Genomic DNA, 20,205 nt, shown 5'->3' with positions numbered 1-20,205 from the left:
TTTTCGATAAAAATAAAGGTTATAAATGAGACTATTGGTCATTGAAGATGATTATGTTCTGGGCAGTGCGCTTTGTGATCATTATCGTAAGTTGGGGCATGGTGTTGATCATGCTGTAAAAGGAGACGAAGCGAACAGCATTTTACGTCATCAAACCTATGATTTGATTATTCTGGATTTGAATCTGCCAGAAATGAGTGGCTCGCGCATTTTGCAAAACCTCCGTATACGAAAAGACAATACTCCCGTACTCATTTTGACGGCACGTTCTCAGATAGAGGATTGCATTAATTTATTGGATTTAGGCGCCGATGATTATCTTACCAAACCGTTTGATTTTGGTGAGCTGGACGCCCGTTGCAGAGCATTATTAAGGCGCCATGAAGGTAATGCTCAAACCATATTGACCTTTGATCGATTGGAGATTGATTTTAATGCGTGTTGTGTGAAATTAGATGGTGAAGAAATTCAATTTAAGCGTCGTGAATATCGACTGCTTGAAATATTTGCGAAACATTTGGGCCGTGTATTAAGTAAAGAAGAGCTTATTAATCATTTGTATGGCTTTGATGAATTTCCGAGTGAAAATGCGATAGAAACGTACGTTGCTCGTTTAAGAAAAAAAATTGAAGGCGGGAGTGTGGAAATTAAAACCATTCGTGGGCTTGGGTATTTGTTAGAAGAGCGTATAAAAGACGGTGATGGTAAAGACCAATTATCGGCTTTTTAAACGCCATAGAGTCTACTTTTTAATGAGTCATGTCACTGCTTGGATAAGTCGATATAACCATGATTAAAATCAGCAATTGGTCCATTAGAAAGCAGCTTATTATCGGTGCTAGCTGTTTGTTAATCACATTAGCGGGTGTTACGTTTTTCACTGCGAATGTCTATGGCAAAAACGCGGCGCGACTGTCTTTTGATCGAGTATTATTTGGTTCTGCATTACAAATTGTTGAGAACATTAATTTAATCGACAAAGAAATTATTGTGGATTTGCCTATTTCGGCTTTTCAAGGGCTGAGTTTATCGCCGAATGACAGAGCCTTTTATCAAGTGATTGCTGATGATTTTCATTTGACGGGTTACGAGGGGTTATCACACGGCTTGCCACGAAGAAAAGAAAACGATGACATATCTCGCCGTTACGATGCTGAATATTACGATGGGATGTACAGTGAAGAAGCGGTACGTTTTATAAAATTGTCCAGAAAGCTCATAGAGGCAGAAGAGCAAGTTGAGGTTGTTGTGTATTTAGCGCAAACACTGAATTCTAGAAATGAAATGGCGCATGATATCAGTTTAAAAGCACTGCAGCTTGTTAGCGTCATATTTACTATTGCGTTGTCTCTTTGTGTTGTTTTTATTTGGTTTATTATTCGTCCAATTCGACGATTAAATACCATTCTTTCCGAACGTTCATCCATTGATTTGACACCTATTGATACCAATGCCCCAAAAGAAATCAGCGAGCTTCTAAGAACTATTAATCATTTTATGTTGCAGTTGCAAAATACGTTGGATCGCTTGAAGCATTTTACCAGTGAAACGGCCCATCAAGTTCGGACTCCCTTGGCAGGTATTTTATCCCAATCACAAAATGCGTTAATAGAGAATGATCATAAAAAACGTTGTGTTCAATTGAATCAAGTAATCGACTCTTGTGGTGCATTGAGTCGAACAGTAGATCAATTGCTAAATCACGCTTTTATCGCGCATCGTTTTAAAAGCCATCCCATGCAGATCGTTTGGCTAGGCGCTTTGATCAAAGAAGTATCAAGAGAGCTTGTGTTAACTGCTCACCAGCAAGGAATCGAGTTGGCGTATGTGGGATCTACAGACGATGTGCAAATCCATGGGGATTCGGTGGCATTGAAAAAAATGCTGCAAAATATCATTGAAAATGCGATTAAATACAGTCCACATAAGGGCATTGTCGAAATATCATTAACCATTACTCAAAAAACAGCTCTTATGGGTGTGTCAGATCAAGGTGTGGGTATTCCAGAATCAGAGAAAGAATACGTTTTTGATCGATTTTATCGGGTCAGTAATAATTTACAACCCGGTAGTGGATTGGGGTTGTCCATTGCAAAAGAAGTTGCAGATCATCATAACGCGATATTGATGTTAAAAGATAATGACCCTCAAGGGCTGTTTGTTGAAGTGACGTTTTTAGATTTGATTGGTAGATCTTTATGAAATATTTTCTCGCTGTATTGCTACTTTTACTTTTGCCAGTCACACAGGCCGCGAGTGTAATATTCAAATTTGAACCACAATTAACAGAACTCTCTGTACTCGATGTGTATGGAGCAGCGGATTACCCTGAAATATCTCCTATAATTAATGCCTTCCAGAGAAAATACCCAACGATCAAAGTAATCTATACAGAATGGAGCACCAACTCTTTATATAAAGCGTTTGTTGAAGAGCCCCAATCTCGACCTGATATCATGCTCAGCTCTGCCATGGATTTGCAATTTAAATTGGTCAATGATGGTAATGCCATCAGCCACACTTCTGCGGAAACAGAACGATTGCCTGATTGGGCTAAGTGGCGTGATCAGATATTTGGTTTTACGTTTGAACCTGCTGTGTTTGCCTTTAATGCTGATGTGCTTGGAGACCAATTTGTGCCCCATACGCGGACGCAATTGGTGCAGTTCATTCAGCAAAACAGTCAGCAGCTCAATAATAAAATTGGTAATTTTGATGTTGAAAAAACTGGAATAGGGTATTTGGTTTTGGGGCATGACCGATTGCAAACCAGCAGTTATTTTAGGTTGTTGGAAGTTCTAGGGAAAACAAACGCTCGGAGTTTTACCAGTAGTTCTGCTATGTTGAAAGCGCTTTCTACGGGTGAATTACTACTGGCTTACAATATTAATGGATCTTACGCGAATACATGGTCAGGACTTCACCCCAATATTAAAGTGGTCATTCCAAAAGATTACACGACTGTTTTTATGAGAAGTGCATTTATTCCAAAACAAGCTAAAAATACCGATGATGCTCGACGGTTCATGGATTTTTTATTGTCTGATGAAGGGCAATCGGAGTTGTCTAATAAAACCAGCTTCAACCCATTACGGCAGGAAGTGGTTGCAGAAGAAAAGCGAGTATTTATTGGTAATTCTAGTAGTCTCAGGCCCATCCCCTTGGATCTGTCTTTATTGGTTTTTACAGATAAAATGAAACGTGAAGTTATCCTGAATGAATGGGAATACTTCATGAAGGATTATGATTAAATAGTCTTGTTTCCTCTCTTACTAAGTCAGCGTCCTGACAGCTTTCATATCTACATTGGAGTCTCCTGAGGGAGTTATGTATTTATTAGCACAATAATAAAACGTAAACATAGCAATAAGTATATGATTTAAATTGAGTCTTTTAGATATTGCACACTCCCTTTTTAGTTTCAATTATAGCGTTTGCTATAGCCGAAAAGAAAAAGAGGCTGCAATGACAGATCAAATACAGATTCCCTGCACCATAATGCGAGGTGGCTCTTCACGAGGACCTTATTTTTTAGCCGATGATTTACCAGACGATTGGCCAACCAGAGAAAAAATTGTATTAGCCGTAATGGGGTCAGGCGATTCACAGCAAATCAATGGTGTAGGTGGTGGCACCAGTTTAACCAGTAAATCCGCGATTGTTTCTAAATCCGATCATCCAGATGCGGATATTGATTATCTCTTTATGCAAGTGTCTATCGAAGAACAAAAAATCGATATTGGGCCATCGTGTGGGAACATTCTCTCTGGGGCGGTGCCGTTTGCGATTGAATCTGGGCTGGTGGAGGTTAAAGAAAATGAAACTCTAGTACGTGTACGTAATCTTAATACCGATTCTTTTATTGAAGTGACGGTAAAAACCCCTAATGGAGAGCTTGAATACGAAGGCGATGCAAGCATTGATGGTGTTCCCGGTACGGGTGCGCCAATTGTCCTTAATTTTTTAGATGTGTGTGGTACCAAAACGGGCAAGCTTTTTCCGACGGGCAATGAACGAGACGTCTATGAAGGCATTGAAGTAAGTTGCGTTGATGCATCGATGCCAATGGTGTTAATCAAAGCGGAGTCTTTGAATAAAACAGGTCATGAAAGCAAAGCGGAACTTGATGCAGACGAAGCCTTGCTACGTCAGATTGAACGAATCAGATTGGCTGCCGCAATAGACATGGGGTTTGGTGATGTTACAGGCAAAGTGATTCCCAAAGTGGGTCTGTTATCGAAACCGCAATTTGATGGCACCATTACATCCCGCTATTTTGTACCGCAAAATTGTCATGCCAGCCATTCTGTGACGGGAGCCATCTGCATCAGTGTTGCAACCGTTCATCAGAAAACCATTGTTAGCGATCTGATTAGTACACCTACAGACAGTGTGACAGACATTCGTATAGAGCACCCAAGTGGCAAGATTGATCTTATTTTAAAAATGGAAAAGGAAGGCTCGACCATTGATATTTTAAGCGTTGGCCTCATTAGAACCGCGAAAAAGATTATGGAAGGCGTGGTCAACATTCCTAAAAAAGCGGTTCTTTGATATTTATGTCAGCTTCCTGACAGGATTGCAGATTAGAGTGATGATCTTACTATTATTAAGTAACTGATTACTTGATTCTCTAAATTATAAAAAAGCTAAAATAAAGAGAGCGAAAAATGAATAATAATAAATTTTTTTCGGCACGAAAATTCCTTACATTACTTTCTTCAAGTGTAATACTTTCAGGGGCCTTATTGACTTCAAATCAAGCATCGGCAGACGTTAGCTTTGATGGTAAAAGAGTCGAATGGATTGTCCCATTTAAAGAAGGTGGTGGTTCTGATACTTGGGCTCGCTTTTACGGCCCTCACTTATCCAATGCATTACCAGGTTCGCCAACTGTCGTTATCAAAAACATTCCAGGTGGTGGCTCGACGAAAGGCGCAAACCAATTTCAGCGTCGTGCCAAAAAGAACGGTTTGAATGTCTTAGGGACATCTGGTTCCACTCAGTTCCCTTATTTATTGGGCGACAAACGTGTTAAATACGAATACAAAGATTGGAATGTGGTTCTTGCGTCACCAACAGGCGGTGTTTTTTACGTCAGCTCCGATCTTGGCATTCAATCGGCTAAAGATTTAATGAAGCTAAAAGATCATAAATTAAAATATGGCAGCCAAGGCGCAACGTCACTGGATTTGGTGCCATTACTTGCGATGGACCTTTTAGACATTGATGTTCAGGCTATCTTTGGTATGAAAGGGCGCGGCGCAGGGCGTTTAGCGTTTGAACGAGGAGAGGTGAATGTTGATTATCAAACCAGTTCGGCTTACCTAAAAAAAGTCATGCCGCTTGTGAAAGAAGGCAGAGCCATACCTATTATGTCTTGGGGCATGTTAGACAAAAATGGCGTGATCCAACGTGATCCAACCTTCCCAGACTTGCCACACTTTATTGAAGTATATGAAATGCTTTATGGTAAAAAGCCAGAAGGGCCGGGCTTTAAAGTATGGAAATCTTTCTTTGCTGCTGGTTTTGCCGCACAAAAAGGCATCTTCCTTCCGAAAGGCACAGATCCTGAAATTATAGAAGCATGGAGAAATGCGGCTGAGACAGTGACTCAATCTGCAGAGTTTAAAGCGCAAGCACCAACGGTGTTGGGTGAATACCCTCAGTTAGTACACGGAGACGCTCAAGCCGCTTTTAAAGCCGCTTTGGATATTTCTGAAGAAGACAAAGCGTGGGTTGTAAACTGGTTGTTCGAAAAATACAAAGTTAAGCTTTAAGCCCTTCCAGAACTCGTTTTAGATCTACTCAGTCGCTTACTTGTTTCGTAAGCGACTGCACTTCTCTAGGTAAACCTTATGATTGAAGCTCTTCTTATTTCCTTACAGACGATTATGTCTGGCACTCATTTATTATACTTAACGGGAGGCGTATTACTGGGTCTTGCAATAGGTATATTCCCCGGTTTAGGTGGTATTGCCGGTTTGTCTTTGCTCTTGCCGTTTTTATACGGAATGGAACCCATTTCTGCCTTGGCCATGTTGATTGGTTTGGTTGCTGTTATCCCTACTTCTGATACCTTTACGTCTGTGTTAATGGGGATTCCTGGCTCAAGCGGTTCACAAGCGACGGTGTTAGACGGCTTCCCAATGGCAAAAAAAGGGCAAGCAGCCAGAGCCTTGTCTGCTGCTTTTTCGGCGTCGCTTTTTGGTGGTCTATTCGGCGCGTTGGTATTAACAGCCTTTGTACTGATTGCCCGTCCCGTTATTTTGGCTTTTGGTTCAGCAGAGTTATTTATGTTGACGGTTCTTGGCTTAAGTATGGTGGGTGTGTTGGCCGGCAGCAGTTTGGTTAAAGGTTTGGTTGGTTGTGGTATTGGTATTGTGTTTGGCAGTATCGGTGGTGCCCCTGCGACAGGTGAAAACCGCATGACCTTTGAAAACTTCTACTTAATGGATGGTATTCCGCTTGTTGTGGTTGGCTTAGGCATTTTTGCATTACCTGAAATTATTGATTTATTGAGACAGAATAGAGCCATTTCAGATGCATCAAAGCTGGGAACAGGTTGGTTCACTGGTGTTAAAGATCTTATAGAGCATAAATGGTTGGCAATTCGTTGTTCTATTATCGGCTGTATTGTTGGTGCGTTACCAGGGCTTGGTGGCAGTGTTGTTGATTGGATTGCTTATGGGCACGCTGTTCAAACAACAAAAGATCAATCCAGCTTTGGTAAAGGCGACGTGCGAGGTGTGATTGCGCCGGAGTCGGCAAACAATGCTAAAGAAGGGGGTGGCTTAATCCCAACGTTATTATTTGGTATTCCGGGGTCTGGAAGTATGGCCGTCTTTTTGGGCGGTATGGTGCTTATTGGGTTAGAACCTGGCCCTGCTATGGTTAGTACGGATCTTGATATCACCTATACAATTGTCTGGTCTTTGGCGGTTGCCAACGTACTCGGTGCAGGCTTGTGTCTGATGCTATCTAAGTCGGTGTCGCGTTTAACGACGATTCCGTACAACTTGATGGCTCCTTTTATGATCATGGTGATCTGTTTCGCGGCATTTCAAGCAACCCGTGATTTAGGTGACCTTATTACTCTATTAGGCATTGGGGTTTTAGGTGTACTGATGAAACGTTTTGGCTGGCCTCGTCCAGCCTTTTTGATTGGTTTTGTCTTGGCAAATGGAATGGAAACTTATCTGTATCAAGCGATACAGTTTGATGGAATAGGCTTTTTAGCTAAGCCGGGCGTAATTATCATAAGCGTGTTGACAGCGATCTCTATTTTCTATGCGGCTCGACATGCTGCTAAAACATCGAAGGCAGAGAAAGAAAAGCCGGATTCAATGAAGGAAAACCGAGCCGTTCAGCTAGGGCCTCAGACTTTGTTTGCTGGTTTAATTTGCGCCTTATTTGCTTATGGTATTTACGATGCAACGACTCAGTCGTTCTTAGGGGGGATCTTTACGGGCAGTGTGAGTGCTCTAATGTTGATTCTCTCTTTAATCGTTTTTTATAAGTTAATAACGAATCAGGTTGACGATGCAGTGAACTTTGATAATGAGATCTTCTCAGGTTACCGTGGTGACCCAAAAATAGAAAAATTGATGCATTATATTTATTGGCTAACGGCTTTGGTTATCGGTTATGCGTTGGTTGGGTACATTATTGCAATTACGGTTTTCTTTATTGTCTTTTTATCAGTCAAGGCAAAATGCACACCGCAAAAAACAGCGCTGTTAACTGGCTGTGGTATTGGATTTTTAATCATGCTATCTCACGTGATGGTATTGGATTTACCTCAAGGGGTGTTGCAAGACCTTATCGAGCTACCATGGCCTTTAGGTTATTAATAAATGGTATTAAAGAATAGACTGTAATAATTAGCGCTTCCTGTTTTGCACGACTACAAGCTTGTATTGTAGTCGTGCTTTCTTTTGTAGACGGAAAAAGATTAAGAGCTGAAGTGTGAAAAACGCAATAAAGAAATGCTGTTCTGTAAAAAGTCTAATGGAGGCTCGCTTTTGTACGTGTTGAAGGAGAGGCGCTGTTCAGTGTATTTTGGTATAAGTAATGAGTCATAACTCGATCATTATGGAATATCGTATTCTGGAGTGGAATTGATGGATAAATGCATTGTCAGTAAAGACGACATTGAGTCGTATGAAAGTGCGTAAAAAACACATTTTTTGAATGAAAATGCACAGCGTGTAAATAAATCCTTAGGAGATTTAACGGGGCTGACAGAGTTTGGTTTCCATATTATTGAAATACTGCCGGATCATGAATCTACAGAAACCTATGTGCACTACCATGAAGACGAATGCGTTTATATTCTAGAGGGGGAGGCCGAGGCAGTTATTGGGAATGAAGTCCATAAAGTTCAGGCGGGCGATTTTATAGGCTATCGAGCGGGTGGAGAGCCACATAATTTACGAAACAGTGGGACTGATGTTCTGAGGTATATTATGGTTGGACAGAGGCTAGATCATGATGTTGCGGATTATACAAATTTGGACAAGCGTATATATCGTCAAAAAGGCATGCGATGGGATCTCGTCGATATAAATCATATTGACATACCGAGTTTTGGGAAAAAAAGTCTAGGGAAGGTGCGAATAAGTCTACTAAGACCCGCAGGGCATGGTCTAAAAGCCAGTATTCTTTGTTGAGTATCTCGAAAATAGGCCAGCTATTCACATTCGATACTCGCCTCGAATAGCCGGCTTTTATCCACATGCTAAGACAAGAGGACTTATTCGCACCTTCCCTAGTGATTGGGTCTAAGATGATGCTGATAAATAAGTCATAGAATTTTATTATTGATATAATAAAAACGATTAATTTTCTATTTTTATAAAGAATGGCTAGTCTAACGTTATCTTAAACAAAAAGAGTAGAAACGTATGAAAAATTTAATCACGGTTATGATTGCACGCCTTTTTCATTCTTCTGAGAAAGTTCAATCGAAACAAAAAACGAGCTGTAATTACAGTGATGATTACTACGGCGATAGAGAGTGTAAGTAATTAGAAATTACAGAGAATGACTTTTTCAAATGCTATTCACTTCAAACGTGACGTATAAAGAGGCCGTTGTACTCTCTTTATACGTTCATTAGCTGGCAATCAGTTTGGTTGCTGGTAAGCCTGTGTCCCCCACAATGGCACTGTTGATAGGCTGTGCTTAAAGCTCCCTTCTGTTTCTTTGGTTGTGTAAGACACGTACATCAGTGTTTGAGAGCCTTTATCAAAAATTCGGCGTATCTTCATATTCTTAAAAAAGACACTTTTCGATTTGCTGAAAATCACTTCTCCAGACTTTGAGCGATCGATTTGAGCCATCATATCGGGCGTGATTTCACCGGTTTGGCGACACGCAATGGACGAATCGCTCGGGTCAGAAAAATCTAAATCAGCTTCGATGCTGGCTACGTGGCATGTCACCCCTGTAACAATTGGGTCATCCAAGGTATTGAGTTTGATGTCTTTGGTGGTCAATAGGCCTAGGCTCACGTCACCGACTTCATTTTTATCGCATGCTGTGAGTAGGGCGGCAATGCCAATAATTGCAGATAGTTTTTTCATTATATGTTCCGTTATAAAAGTCGGTTGTATGTGTTTACTGGTGTATATTTAACGTTAGGTTATTAATTTCAAGAGCCCATGATATTTTATACTGAGACGGTACGATGAGTGATAGCGAGTCACTTTTCGATAGGTGACATTAGCATAAGCATTGATTCTGGGTACAGCGCCTAGTTTTTATCGTTTTAAAATTGAGGATTGCAGTGAATCCGATTCAAATATTATTTTCAGCGTTAGTTATCGTGATCTCCATATCTTATTCTATTGCCTCTACTGATGTGGAGGTGATCTATGAAGGCACTCAATGATTAAAGAATCTGATGTTGCCGAAGGTGTGGGTGAATTGATTAACACTGAATTTCATCTGTGGGATCAATTACATATCATTTTTGGCTGGGAAGATGGTTCGCTTTATGACCCAAATATCAATGAAATTCATGTTCCATACTCATTTATTGAAAAAGTAAAAGCACGTTTTGTGGTGGTAGATTATGACAATACTGGTGTTGGTAGAGAAGATGCGATCATGAATGCTTTTATGTATGCACTGTTTCATGAGGTTGCTTATAGCTATGTTCATGTTTGATTTGGCTATCTTTTGGTAAAGAAGAGGGTGGCGCTTATTTGAACTGAAATTTAAATGTGTCATTTAAGTTCAGATGAGAGATTTAAATAAGCGCCAAAGATGTCATCGGTTGTCTTTGTTTAAAAGCTTGGTCAGTTGCTCAATTTGTTTTTCGAGATTGCGAACTTGTCCTTGTGTTGCTGGTAGTGAATCGCTTCCTGCCTCTTCCTCACGGGCGTGTTGATGTTCTTGAGACATGATTTCTAAAATGGTGCCTACCATCATGTTTAAGAAGACAAAAGCAGTTAAAAAGATAAACGTTAAGTAATAAATCCAGCTGATTTTATAAACAACCATGGTTTCATACATTATATCTGTCCAATCTTCAAAAGTGGCTATCCTGAACAGTGTTAGCATTGATATGGACACATCCCCCCAAAGTACTGAGTTGATGTTGGCAAAAAGCATACTGCCAATGGCGGCGTAGATATAAAAAATAACGAACATCAGTAGTGCAATATACCCCATTTGAGGAATTGCTTTGAGAAGCGAGTTTACCAACAGTCTAAGTTCGGGGATCATTGACACCAATCTCAGTACTCTGAATATTCTGAGTAGGCGAGCTATAAATACAGTCGAGCCAGCCGCTGGATATAAGCTGCCTAATACAATGATGGTATCAAAAATATTCCATCCTTTAGAGAAAAAATGCTTGATGCCTTTGCTTGCAAAATAACGAATGATAAGCTCAACAAGAAAAAATGCGGTAATACCGACGTCTAGCCAGTGAAGTGCTAATTCTGCGGTAGGATGTAATGAGTAGGTATGGGCGCCTACTGTTAGAGCGGAAATGACAATGATTGCAATCACGAATGATTGAAAAAGTTTACTGTTATCAATGCGTTGAAATAACTGTTGCAACTGCGACAACATAATATTATGACCTTAATCTATAAAAAAATGAAAGGGGATTATAAGTATTTTTCTCTGAAAAGTAATGCTGTTGAGGTTTATTTCATTGTGTACTTTTTCATTGCGAAACATGCTCTGAAGTATTTTTAAATGAAGAAGAAAGTAAATGAAGTGTACGAAAAGGAGTGAGGTACAGACAGTCCTATCGATAAAAACAATGGCACTGTCTGTGTAGAGTTTAAGGTGCAGATCGCTGCGTAGGATGAGCAGGTTCTCTAGGTGATGATGTTAATCTTTTCTACGACGAACGGCAGAAGTAGACATTTTTGCTGTCACATCAATCTTGGCCATAATTTGCGCCATTTCATCTGCTTGTTCTTGTTGAGCGGATTTTAATTGCTCTTCACGTTCTAACTTGGATTTTTTTTCAGCTTCTCTAAGAAGTTTTTGAATGGCTGCTTTACTTTTTGGTCGAGTAGTAGAAGGATCAGCTTTTTTACGTACAGCTTTTTTTGCAGGTACATCAAGGCGTTCTTCACCAATCAATTCACCAAAAAATGACTTAGATGTTGGTTTAGGTTGCTCTTTTGGTAATTCTATCGTTTTTTTTACCGCGGACTTGCGCGTTGCTTTTTTGGCTGGAGCTGTTGTTGACACACCGTTTGCGTCAAACATTGCTTTTTTGCCAAAACTTGCTAGCGTAGGTTTCGCTGCAGATTGCCCGATTTTATAGCCGCGTAAACTTACACCGTTATAAATAGAAACGTAATCTTGCTCCAACTCGTAAAGTTCTTCTTTATCTTCCGTCTCGTAAAGTTCTTCAACGGAAAACGAATCTGCACCAAACTCGCGTATTTCGTCGTACAGAGGAAAATCTAAGCCTTCATTTGAAGCTCCAACGTATTGTTCAAAGCGTTGGAAACCGCTATTAAAGGATGTGCCGATGTAATGCTTATTTGTTTTGTTATTAGTGATTTTAAAAACGACCAAAACCGCTGCCTCTTTGAATTTTCTTTTGAATAGCATAAGACAATATAAGAGAAAAGAAGAAATTTCTTTTGCCCTCATAAAGGTCTTAGATAAATTTGTCAGTGCTTAATAACTAAGTTTAGTCCATCTCGAATATTTAGATGAACATTTTCAACGCGATCATCTTCTAGAATGCGCTGATTTAAAGAATCGACGGCTTTGTCACTGTTCTCATTAGGGCTCAGTACTCGTCCTTGCCATAGCGAGTTATCTACAATAATTAGGCCGCCAGGTCGAACTAGAGGGACAACGGCTTCATAATAATTCAAATAGTTACGTTTATCTGCATCAATGAAAACAAAATCCAAACCGTTTGGTACGGTTTTAAGCGTCTCTAAAGCTTGACCAAAAATAGGAGTGATTTTATGACCATATGGACTACGATCAAAAAAAGATTGAGCAAAATCAATTGCTTTCGGATTGGTTTCACAGCAAATGAGTTTGCCGTCTTCAGGCATTCCTTCCGCAATCGAAAGTGCGGAATAGCCAGTAAACATGCCTATTTCTAATGCAAGTTTAGGGTTTGACATTTTAGCAAGTAACTTTAAGGTGCGACCAATTGTTTTGCCTGAAAGTTTATTGGGGTATCCCATCTCAGAGTACGTTCTATTAATTAACTCTAATAATAGTTCAGGCTCTGATTGAGTAGTATCAATGCAGTAATTATCAAGCGCGTTATTGGTCATAAAACCTTGTAAAGTTTGGTTGCTGTGAAACGGCTGACAATTTTACCTTGCTCAGTAGGAAAGTCCACGGCTAATTGGATAAAAAAGGCATCTATTGGAAAAAACTTTAAAAATTAAAGAAATGTTTGTTTAGCAAGGAAAAAGGGTAAATAAATTAGCATCATAAGAAAGTAAATGTTAATTTACCTACCTTACTTTTACATGTGCTCTTTCGTATGGAGCACCACTGACTCCGGATAGGGGAGAGAAATGCCAGAGATTACTTTGCCAGACGGCAGCAAACGTTCATTTCCAAACTCTGTTACTGTAATGCAAGTAGCAGAAGATATCGGCCCAGGTTTAGCAAAAGCAACAATTGCTGGGCGTGTTAATGGCGTTTTAGTTGATGCATGTGAGTTGATTGAAGAGGATGCCGAATTAAGTCTTATCACAGGCCGTGATGAAGAAGGTTTAGAGATTATTCGTCATTCATTTGCTCATTTGATTGGTCATGCTGTTAAGCAGCTATTTCCTACTGCGAAAATGGCTATCGGTCCTACCATTGATAACGGTTTTTACTACGATGTTGCGTATGAACGTCCTTTTACCAACGAAGATATGTTGGCAATTGAAAAACGTATGCTTGAGCTCGTTAAAAAAGATTATGACGTTGTGAAAATTGTAACGCCAATCGAATCGGCGCGTGCTCAGTTTGTTGAGCGCGGAGAAGATTATAAAGTCGCATTAATTGATGGTATGGATGAATCTGTTAAGCAGGTTGGCTTGTATCATCATGAAGAATACATGGATATGTGTCGAGGGCCTCACGTACCAAACACGAAAGTGTTGCGTCATTTCAAGCTAATGAAATTGGCAGGGGCTTATTGGAAGGGCGATTCTAATAATGAAATGCTTCAACGCATCTATGGCACGGCATGGAACGACAAAAAAGAATTGAAGGCGTACCTAACTCGTCTTGAAGAGGCAGAGAAAAGGGATCATCGTAAGTTGGGCAAGAAGCTGGACTTATTTCATGTTCAAGAAGAAGCTCCGGGGATGGTTTTTTGGCATCAAAAGGGATGGACTCTTTATCAGGTAATCGAACAGTATCTTCGCGTAAAGCAGCGAGAGAGTGGTTACCAAGAAATAAAAACACCTCAGATTGTCGATCGCGTTTTGTGGGAGAAATCTGGTCATTGGGGTAAGTTTAATAGCGGAATGTTTACAACGCATTCAGAAAATCGTGATTACGCTATTAAGCCGATGAACTGCCCTTGCCATATTCAGGTATTTAATCAGGGCCTTAAGAGTTACCGTGATTTGCCTTTGCGATTGGCTGAATTTGGTTCGTGTCACCGTAATGAGCCATCCGGTTCTCTTCATGGGATTATGCGAGTGCGTAATTTTGTGCAAGATGATGGTCATATTTTTGTAATGGAAGATCAGTTGCAAGAAGAGGTGTCTGAGTTTATTCGTCTGTTGCATGAAGTGTATGCTGACTTTGGTTTTACCGACATTATTTATCGTTTATCTACTCGACCAGAGCAAAGAGTTGGTTCTGATGAGGTTTGGGATAAGTCAGAAAAGGCGCTTGCTGAGGCTTTGAATGCAGCGGATTTGGACTGGGAAGAATTGCCTGGTGAAGGGGCATTTTATGGCCCGAAAATTGAATTCTCTCTGAAAGATGCTATTGGCCGTGTATGGCAATGCGGTACAATCCAAGCCGATTTTTCTATGCCTGGTCGACTCAGTGCGCAGTTTGTTTCAGAAGATGGTTCTAGGCAAACACCTGTTATGTTGCATCGTGCAATTGTAGGTTCCTTAGAGCGTTTTATCGGCATTCTAATAGAAGAGACAGAAGGCAGTTTTCCTGCTTGGTTAGCGCCTGAGCAAGTTGTTGTGATGAATATAACCGATCGCCAAGCAGATTTCTGCGATGATTTGGCAAAAAGATTCAATTCTAATGGCTTTAGAGCCAAACTAGACTTGAGAAACGAAAAGATCGGGTTTAAAATTCGTGAGCATACAATACAGCGTGTGCCTTACCTTATCGTGGTAGGGGATAAAGAAGTAGAGCAGCAGCAAGTTGCTGTAAGAACCCGTACCGGCGAAGACCTCGGTGTCATGAGTGTTACTGATTTTGAGGGATTGCTTCGAAAAGAAGTCGCTCGCCGTAGTCGTAAACAAGAATTGGAGATTTCACTATAAAAGGTAATATCAATCGCGGCCGTCAATCAAGTAAGCAACGCCCGCTAATCAACGAGAATATTCAAGCCACTGAAGTACGCTTAATTGCGGAAAATGGTGATCAAGTCGGTGTTGTTTCAATAGAAGAAGCAATTAAGGCAGCAGAAGAAGCCAAATTAGATTTGGTTCAAATTGCAGACTCCGATCCTATTGTTTGTAAAATAATGGATTACGGTAAGCATGTTTTTGAGCAAAAGAAAGCGAAGGCGGCTCAAAAGAAAAACGCTAAACAGATTCAGGTAAAAGAAATGAAATTCCGTCCAGGGACGGAGGAAGGGGATTATCAGGTAAAACTCCGCAACCTGATACGTTTCCTTGAAGGTGGGGATAAGGCTAAAGTATCTTTACGATACCGAGGTCGTGAAATGGCACATCAGGAGCTTGGAATGCAACTTATGAATCGAGTCGCTTTAGACTTAGAAGAGTATGGTGCAATAGAGCAAGCTGCGAAAATGGAAGGTCGTCAATTGACTATGGTGCTAGGCCCTAAAAAGAAGAAGTAGTTTTGGTTATCTCTTAGATAGCAGGAAATTACACTAACATTAACGAATGCGAAGTGGTTTTTAATAATGAACAAAATTAAGTCACACAGTGGCGCAGCTAAGCGTTTTAAGCGTACTGCGAATGGTTTTAAACATAAACAGTCTCATACTAGTCATATTTTGACTAAAAAATCGACTAAGCGTAAGCGTCATCTTCGTGCTCTGCACCAAGTTGCACAAAGCGATAAAGCACTAATTGTGCGTATGTTGCCTTACATTTAAATACCAGGTCATTTTTTTAGTTAATTAATTAGTAAAAGGTTTATATTATGCCTCGCGTAAAACGTGGTGTTCAGGCTCGTCGCCGTCACAAAAAGATTTTAAAGCAAGCTAAAGGTTATTATGGCGCTCGTAGCCGAGTGTTTCGTGTAGCGAAACAAGCGGTTATCAAAGCGGGTCAATATGCGTATCGTGACCGTCGTCAACGTAAACGTCAATTCCGCGCTTTGTGGATTGCTCGTATTAATGCGGCAGCGCGCATCAATGGTTTATCTTACAGTCGTTTCATTGCTGGTTTGAAAATTGCCGCAATCGAAGTTGACCGTAAAGTATTGGCTGACCTAGCTGTGTACGAGAAAGAAGTTTTTGCTGCAATCGTTGAAAAAGCGAAAGCAAGCTTGGCTTAATTTCTGACGTAGCAATAAGGTTTTTTTGCTTTTATGTTGAAAGTAAAGAAATCTAAAGCCGTCTTTAATAGGGGAAGAGCTATGCTCTTCCCCTATTTTATTTTGGGGAGTGAAAAATGGAAAACCTGAAGCAAATTCTTTCAGATGCATTAAATGCTGTATCTTCCTCTGAGAGTGAGTCCTCTTTAGATGAGATTCGAGTAAAGTATCTTGGTAAAAAAGGTGAATTGACGGCTGTGTTAAAGCAGTTGGGTAATGTGGCAGCAGAAGATCGTCCGAAAATTGGGCAGCTTGTCAATGAAGCTAAAGAAAAAGTTCAATTGGAAATAACGCGCAAAAAAAATGTATTGGCAGCGGCAGCTTTGAATGCAAAGTTGGCAAGTGAGGCTATTGATATTACTTTATCTGGTCGTGGTCAAGAAGTGGGTGGCTTGCACCCAGTTACGAGAACGCAAGAGAGAATTGAAGGGTTCTTTAAAGGAATTGGCTTTGACGTAGTTGGTGGCCCTGAGATAGAAGATGACTATCACAATTTTGAAGCGCTAAACATACCTGCGCATCATCCAGCGCGAGCGATGCAAGATACTTTTTATTTTAATGCTAATACTGTCTTGCGTACACATACTTCGCCTGTACAGGTTCGTACGATGGAGGTTTCTCAGCCTCCAATTAGAATTATATGTCCTGGTAGAGTGTATCGCTGTGATTCTGATCAAACGCATACACCAATGTTTCATCAGGTTGAAGGTTTGTTGATAGATGAGAATATTTCTTTCGCAGACTTGAAGGGCACGCTACAGCAGTTTCTAAATGTTTTTTTTGAAGATGATGTTAAAACTCGCTTCCGTCCTAGTTATTTTCCGTTCACAGAGCCTTCAATAGAAGTGGATATTTGGCGGATTAACAGTAAAGGTGAAGGGTCTTGGTTGGAAGTGCTTGGTTGTGGGATGGTTCACCCAAAAGTCTTAGAAATGTCTGGTATTGACTCTGAGAGATACACTGGTTTTGCGTTTGGTATGGGTGTAGAGCGATTTGCTATGTTGCGTTATCGCGTTGATGATTTACGCATGTTTTTCGAAAATGATTTACGTTTCCTTAAGCAATTTAATTAATATTTAACGACTCAGGGTATCTTGTATGAAATTTAGTGAGAATTGGCTAAGAGAGTGGGTCAATCCTGCTATTAGCAGGGAAGAGCTGATGGCTCAAGTTACAATGGCGGGGTTGGAGGTAGATGAGTTTTTTGGTGTTGCAAATGAGTTCTCCGGTGTTGTTGTAGGTGAAATCACCGAAGCGGTTAAGCATCCTAACGCTGATAAACTGCGTGTTTGTCAAGTAAGTGATGGCGTTGATGTTTTTCAGGTTGTGTGTGGTGCGCCAAATGCGCGAGCAGGAATTAAAGTCGCTTTTGCTAAGATCGGTGCTGTTTTAGGTGATGATTTTAAAATTAAAAAAGCTAAGCTTAGGCAGGTTGAGTCGATGGGGATGCTTTGTTCTGCTTCCGAATTGGGCTTAAGTGATGAAAATGACGGCATAGTTGAGCTGTCATTGGATGCGCCTCTTGGCAGTGATGTTCGTCAGTATCTTGACTTGAATGATTTGATCATAGATGTTGACTTGACACCTAACCGTAGTGATTGTTTGAGTATTGCTGGCTTGGCGAGAGAGGTAGGTGTTTTAAATAAGCAGGATGTTAAGGCTGTTGAAATTTCTGTGAGTGCTGTTGAGGTACAAGATACTTTTCCAGTAACTGTGGTCAGTGTTGAAGGTTGCCCGCGTTATTTAGGTCGCGTAATTAAAGATGTTGATGTGTCTGTTGTGACACCTATCTGGATGGTAGAGAAATTACGTCGTTGTGGTGTGCGCTCTGTTGACCCTATTGTTGATATTACAAACTATGTGATGCTTGAGCTTGGTCAGCCAATGCACGCGTTTGATTTAGATAAGTTGTCGGGCGCTATTGTCGTTCGTATGGCGGATGAAGGTGAAAAGATTACTTTATTAGATGGGCAAGAAATCAGCCTTCGAAGTGATACGCTGGTTATTGCTGACGAGAGTCGCCCTTTGGCGATTGCTGGAGTTATGGGGGGCGAGAACTCAGGCGTATCGAGTGAAACGAAAGATATTTTCTTAGAAAGTGCTTTTTTTACTCCTTTGGTTTTGGCTGGTAAGGCTCGATCTTATGGATTGCATACAGACAGTTCTCATCGTTTTGAAAGAGGTGTTGATTTTCAGTTGCAGCTAGATGCTATAGAGCGTGCTACTGCTCTAATTATTGAAATTTCAGGTGGTAAAGTGGGTCCTGTTGTTGATGTTACGACAGAGTCTGAGCTGCCTTCTCGCTCTGATGTTGTGCTACGTAGGAAAAAACTAGACCAGTACTTGGCTATTAGTCTTGATTCTGTATTGGTGACTGGTATTTTACAGCGCTTAGGGTTGAATGTGGTGAGAGAATCGGCTGAAGAGTGGGTGGTTAGTGTGCCTAGTCATCGTTTTGATATTTCTATTGAGGCTGATTTGATTGAAGAGGTGGCTCGTGTGTACGGCTATGATAATTTGCCGTCTTCAATGCCTACTGCTTCAATCGGTTTTAGTCCTGTTTCTGAGGCAAAAACGTCACTGCAAACAATGAGATCCACTTTGGTAGCGTTTGGCTATCAAGAAGCAGTAACATACAGTTTTATCGATCCTGCCATCTCTTCTCGATTCTATCCAGAGATTGAAGCTATAAAGCTAGAGAATCCCATTTCTGTTGATATGGGGGTTATGCGTCCTAGTATTATTCCTGGTTTGGTTAAAGCGTATTTACATAACCAAAATAGGCAGCAGTCTCGAGTTCGTTTATTTGAAACGGGGCGTCGTTTTATTGGTTCGGTTGATGCTTTGGCCGAAATGGATCAGCAGGAGCGTTTATCTGGTTTAATTGCTGGGTCTAAGGCTCCTGAATCTTGGTGTCAAAATAATGATAAAGTGGATTTTTACGATATTAAATCACATTTAGATGGATTGTTTGCTTTGAATTCGAGCGAAGCACCTGAATATCGTAAGGCGAATGAAGTGTTCTTGCATCCAGGGCGCTCTGCAGAAGTTTTGATTTCCGGTAAAGTGGTTGGGATTATTGGTGAGCTGCATCCTCAGTTATCTAAATCACTGGGTTGTAGTCAGTCTGTATATGTTTTTGATGTCTCTCTTGATGCTGTTTTAAGTGGCAGATTGCCTAGATATAAAGCGATTTCTAAGTTTCCTGAAGTAAGGCGTGATTTGGCGTTATTAATGGATAGGGATATTGCGGCCTCTTCGTTGAAGGATGTTATTCTTTCTGTGGCTGGTGAGGGGTTTAAAGATGTGACGGTATTTGACGTTTATCAAGGGCAAGGTATTGATGATACGAAAAAAAGTATCGCGATAGGCTTGACGTGGCAACATCCTTCGCACACTCTTAGTGATGAAGAAATAAACAACTCGTTGGAAGTTATCGTAAATGAGTTGTATTCCAAGCTTGGAGCGGTAGTTAGGGGGTAAATCATGGGTGCGTTGACAAAGGCGGATATTGCTGAAAACTTAGTTGACCAACTGGGTGTGAGTAAAAAAGATGCAAAAGATCTTGTAGAGGGTTTTTTTGATGTGGTTCGAGAGACGTTGGTTGCTCGGGAGCAAGTAAAGTTATCAGGTTTTGGTAATTTTGAAGTGCGCGAAAAGAGTCAACGCCCTGGTAGGAACCCTAAAACAGGTGAAGAAATACCAATTACAGCTCGAACTGTTGTTACTTTTAGGCCAGGGCAGAAACTTAAAGGTAAAGTGGATGCTTATATGGGAGATAAGTAATAGTAAGGTGATTTATAGCATTAGCTGTCTTGTTACTTAGTGTTGTTCTTTGTGTTTTCTGTACGCCTCCATATGGAGGCGTACTGGTTTCTAGGGGAGTGTGTTAGGTTTGTTATGTATATGGGGAGGAGATGTTTATATTTGATGTCTTGGGCTTATGTATAGCCTTAGTAACTTATTGATGACTATAGAAAGTCTCGAGAACGC

At 40.6% G+C, this 20,205-nt stretch carries 19 protein-coding genes; 15 read left to right on the top strand and 4 right to left on the bottom strand.

The window, feature by feature from the left end; all coding sequences use genetic code 11:
* Nucleotides 1-25 precede the first annotated feature (25 nt).
* The 7 genes from ACMUMJ_RS09920 (at nucleotide 26) to ACMUMJ_RS09890 (ending at nucleotide 8,672) form a co-directional block, all read left to right on the top strand.
* On the top strand, nucleotides 26-730 hold the full coding sequence (locus tag ACMUMJ_RS09920; protein ID WP_414678671.1) for a response regulator transcription factor: 705 nt from the start codon (nucleotides 26-28) through the stop codon (nucleotides 728-730).
* A 59-nt stretch (nucleotides 731-789) separates the two neighbouring features.
* On the top strand, nucleotides 790-2,202 hold the full coding sequence (locus tag ACMUMJ_RS09915) for a sensor histidine kinase (protein WP_414678670.1): 1,413 nt from the start codon (nucleotides 790-792) through the stop codon (nucleotides 2,200-2,202).
* On the top strand, nucleotides 2,199-3,251 hold the full coding sequence (locus tag ACMUMJ_RS09910) for an ABC transporter substrate-binding protein (RefSeq protein WP_414678669.1): 1,053 nt from the start codon (nucleotides 2,199-2,201) through the stop codon (nucleotides 3,249-3,251). The genes ACMUMJ_RS09915 and ACMUMJ_RS09910 overlap by 4 nt, the downstream gene beginning before the upstream one ends.
* A 214-nt stretch (nucleotides 3,252-3,465) precedes the next feature.
* Entirely contained in the window at nucleotides 3,466-4,554 is a 1,089-nt protein-coding gene (locus ACMUMJ_RS09905) for a 4-oxalomesaconate tautomerase (RefSeq protein ID WP_414678668.1), read from the top strand.
* A gap of 116 nt (nucleotides 4,555-4,670) precedes the next feature.
* Entirely contained in the window at nucleotides 4,671-5,780 is a 1,110-nt protein-coding gene (locus ACMUMJ_RS09900) for a Bug family tripartite tricarboxylate transporter substrate binding protein (protein WP_414678667.1), read from the top strand.
* 78 nt (nucleotides 5,781-5,858) lie between these two features.
* Complete coding sequence (locus ACMUMJ_RS09895; RefSeq protein WP_414678666.1) at nucleotides 5,859-7,853, top strand: tripartite tricarboxylate transporter permease; 1,995 nt, start codon at nucleotides 5,859-5,861, stop codon at nucleotides 7,851-7,853.
* A 336-nt stretch (nucleotides 7,854-8,189) separates the two neighbouring features.
* Complete coding sequence (locus ACMUMJ_RS09890; protein ID WP_414678665.1) at nucleotides 8,190-8,672, top strand: cupin domain-containing protein; 483 nt, start codon at nucleotides 8,190-8,192, stop codon at nucleotides 8,670-8,672.
* 456 nt (nucleotides 8,673-9,128) lie between these two features.
* On the opposite strand, the gene ACMUMJ_RS09885 is transcribed toward ACMUMJ_RS09890, so the two are convergent.
* Complete coding sequence (locus tag ACMUMJ_RS09885) at nucleotides 9,129-9,587, bottom strand: CreA family protein (RefSeq protein ID WP_414678664.1); 459 nt, start codon at nucleotides 9,585-9,587, stop codon at nucleotides 9,129-9,131.
* 304 nt (nucleotides 9,588-9,891) lie between these two features.
* Here ACMUMJ_RS09885 and ACMUMJ_RS09880 point away from each other — a divergent pair, with 304 nt between their 5' ends.
* A complete protein-coding gene (locus ACMUMJ_RS09880; RefSeq protein WP_414678663.1) occupies nucleotides 9,892-10,173 on the top strand; it encodes a DUF4344 domain-containing metallopeptidase in 282 nt (93 codons plus the stop codon).
* A gap of 102 nt (nucleotides 10,174-10,275) precedes the next feature.
* Here the strand turns inward: ACMUMJ_RS09880 and ACMUMJ_RS09875 are convergent, their stop codons facing one another.
* The 3 genes from ACMUMJ_RS09875 to ACMUMJ_RS09865 all read right to left on the bottom strand — a co-directional run bounded on the left by ACMUMJ_RS09875 (nucleotide 10,276) and on the right by ACMUMJ_RS09865 (nucleotide 12,779).
* The gene (locus ACMUMJ_RS09875; protein ID WP_414678662.1) at nucleotides 10,276-11,085 is read right to left on the bottom strand and encodes an ion transporter; all 810 of its coding nucleotides are present in this window, start codon (nucleotides 11,083-11,085) and stop codon (nucleotides 10,276-10,278) included.
* Between the two features lie 267 nt (nucleotides 11,086-11,352).
* A complete protein-coding gene (locus tag ACMUMJ_RS09870) occupies nucleotides 11,353-12,054 on the bottom strand; it encodes a GIY-YIG nuclease family protein (protein ID WP_414678661.1) in 702 nt (233 codons plus the stop codon).
* Nucleotides 12,055-12,152: 98 nt separating this feature from the next.
* The gene (locus ACMUMJ_RS09865; protein ID WP_414678660.1) at nucleotides 12,153-12,779 is read right to left on the bottom strand and encodes an O-methyltransferase; all 627 of its coding nucleotides are present in this window, start codon (nucleotides 12,777-12,779) and stop codon (nucleotides 12,153-12,155) included.
* A gap of 249 nt (nucleotides 12,780-13,028) precedes the next feature.
* Here ACMUMJ_RS09865 and thrS point away from each other — a divergent pair, with 249 nt between their 5' ends.
* The 7 genes from thrS to ACMUMJ_RS09830 all read left to right on the top strand — a co-directional run bounded on the left by thrS (nucleotide 13,029) and on the right by ACMUMJ_RS09830 (nucleotide 19,998).
* Nucleotides 13,029-14,966 carry a threonine--tRNA ligase gene (thrS, locus tag ACMUMJ_RS09860; protein WP_414678659.1) on the top strand — a complete coding sequence of 646 codons (1,938 nt, stop codon included), beginning with the start codon at nucleotides 13,029-13,031 and terminating at the stop codon, nucleotides 14,964-14,966.
* Nucleotides 14,948-15,508 carry a translation initiation factor IF-3 gene (gene infC / locus ACMUMJ_RS09855; protein ID WP_527195819.1) on the top strand — a complete coding sequence of 187 codons (561 nt, stop codon included), beginning with the start codon at nucleotides 14,948-14,950 and terminating at the stop codon, nucleotides 15,506-15,508. The genes thrS and infC overlap by 19 nt, the downstream gene beginning before the upstream one ends.
* 66 nt (nucleotides 15,509-15,574) lie before the next feature.
* On the top strand, nucleotides 15,575-15,769 hold the full coding sequence (gene rpmI, locus ACMUMJ_RS09850) for a 50S ribosomal protein L35 (protein WP_414678658.1): 195 nt from the start codon (nucleotides 15,575-15,577) through the stop codon (nucleotides 15,767-15,769).
* A gap of 47 nt (nucleotides 15,770-15,816) precedes the next feature.
* Nucleotides 15,817-16,173, top strand: a complete 357-nt coding sequence (gene rplT, locus ACMUMJ_RS09845; protein WP_414678657.1) for a 50S ribosomal protein L20 — start codon at nucleotides 15,817-15,819, stop codon at nucleotides 16,171-16,173.
* A gap of 116 nt (nucleotides 16,174-16,289) precedes the next feature.
* Nucleotides 16,290-17,285 carry a phenylalanine--tRNA ligase subunit alpha gene (pheS, locus tag ACMUMJ_RS09840; protein ID WP_414678656.1) on the top strand — a complete coding sequence of 332 codons (996 nt, stop codon included), beginning with the start codon at nucleotides 16,290-16,292 and terminating at the stop codon, nucleotides 17,283-17,285.
* A 25-nt stretch (nucleotides 17,286-17,310) separates the two neighbouring features.
* Nucleotides 17,311-19,695 (top strand): phenylalanine--tRNA ligase subunit beta, encoded by a 2,385-nt coding sequence (gene pheT, locus ACMUMJ_RS09835; RefSeq protein WP_414678655.1) that lies wholly within the window; start codon nucleotides 17,311-17,313, stop codon nucleotides 19,693-19,695.
* Nucleotides 19,696-19,698: 3 nt separating this feature from the next.
* Entirely contained in the window at nucleotides 19,699-19,998 is a 300-nt protein-coding gene (locus tag ACMUMJ_RS09830; protein ID WP_414678654.1) for an integration host factor subunit alpha, read from the top strand.
* Nucleotides 19,999-20,205: the final 207 nt, after the last annotated feature.

Origin of the sequence: Marinomonas phycocola, assembly GCF_047525455.1 — a bacterium.
Classification (GTDB): domain Bacteria; phylum Pseudomonadota; class Gammaproteobacteria; order Pseudomonadales; family Marinomonadaceae; genus Marinomonas.
This window is presented reverse-complemented; position numbering and strand designations above follow the sequence as displayed.